The 1,346-nt window shown below is 72.9% G+C and carries 2 protein-coding genes; one reads left to right on the plus strand and one right to left on the minus strand.

The annotated features are described in order from the left end of the window. Window positions 1-168 precede the first annotated feature (168 nt). Complete coding sequence (locus C1I97_RS37350; protein ID WP_111007296.1) at window positions 169-561, plus strand: ATP-binding protein; 393 nt, start codon at window positions 169-171, stop codon at window positions 559-561. A gap of 17 nt (window positions 562-578) precedes the next feature. On the opposite strand, the gene C1I97_RS40470 is transcribed toward C1I97_RS37350, so the two are convergent. After that, a partial coding sequence (locus C1I97_RS40470) for a hypothetical protein (RefSeq protein WP_220040900.1) occupies window positions 579-1,346 on the minus strand: 768 nt, incomplete at its 5' end.

The raw sequence follows: 1,346 nt of genomic DNA on the forward strand, positions 1-1,346 counted from the left end.
GGTGGTTCTTTCCCCGGTTCTTTACGGAGGCCGGTGGCCCGCCGGACCCTCGCGGGCAAGGACCCGGCGGTCCCGGACGACGGACCGTGACCGGAACCCGGCCGCCTGGGACGCGGTGCCGGCCGGCCTTCGGCTCGCCTGTGAAGTCCTCGGTAGCGAAGCCGAGTTGTGTGTCGTAACCGGCAATCCTGGGGCGCACGGCTGGCCCGGCGCGTTGCCGTGCGGTGCGTGGAGGAGTGGGGACACCCGCCGGAGTCGGACGCGTCCTGCACGGTGGCGCTCGTCGTCGGCGAACTCGCGGCGAACGCCGTGCGGCACGGCAGGGTCCCCGGGCACGACTTCACGCTGAGTCTCGCCCTGAACGCGGCGACCGACGTGATCCGCATCGAGGTGGCGGACGCGGCCTCGGCCAAACGGCCACCGGCGACCGCGCCCTCGTCCCACCCCGACGGGGAGTCGGGCCGCGGCCTGCTCCTGGTGGACGTCCTGGCCGCGAGCTGGGGCTGGGAACCTCGTCGGCCCGTGGGCAAGACGGTCCGGGCGGAGGTGCCCTTGTCATGACGGCAAGGGCGCTCGTGTCAGGTGCGGGTGACCGTGCCGCACTCCTCGACCGGTTCGGGATCGAGGTCCCGGCTGCGGTCGTAGGGGTCCACGGCCGCCCCGGTCGGCGGATCCCCGACCGGGGCGGCCGAGGCGAACTGCGGGTGCAGGTAGCCGTCGTGGATCCCGCAGGCGGAGTTGGCTATGTCCTGGAAGTAGTCGAGTACGGCCAACTTGCCTGGGGTGACCTGGTACTTCGTGGGGTCGGAGAGTTCCAGGTCCAGCACGCGGCGCACGATCGTCCGTTCCACCTCGTCACCCGCGCCGCCGCCGACGCGGGTGACGGGGTAGACGAAGGTGTAGTCGGCGTGCATCACGACGGAGGCGTGCTCGCCCGGCTTGAACGTCATGCGGCCGCGGACCTTGACCACGTCGCCGGCGAGCCGGATCTCGTTCGGGTCGAACCGGCTGAACATCCACAGCGGGTCGTGGTCCTTGTCCGGCTTGCGCAGCGAGGTGTCGAGCAGGTCGAGCAGCTCGGTCTGGAGCGGCTCGATCACGTCCAGCGCCGCCTGCGGGCGCTCGCCGCGCAGGGTGGCGGGGTCGAGGTTCGCCGCCACCAGGAACTGCTTGGCCGCCTTCAGCGCGGAGGCGACCTGCGTCTTGCTCAGCGTGCCCACGGGGGTGGCCGGGGGCAGCACGATGGCGTCGGCGCCGTCCGCCCACCGCTCGGCGGGCGAGCCGGCGAACGGGCGCTTCAGGGTGGGCACGCCGAGCGCGTCCGCGGGCGGTGCCGAGGTGGGCCG

The organism is Streptomyces sp. NTH33, assembly GCF_003236365.1.
GTDB lineage: Bacteria > Actinomycetota > Actinomycetes > Streptomycetales > Streptomycetaceae > Streptomyces.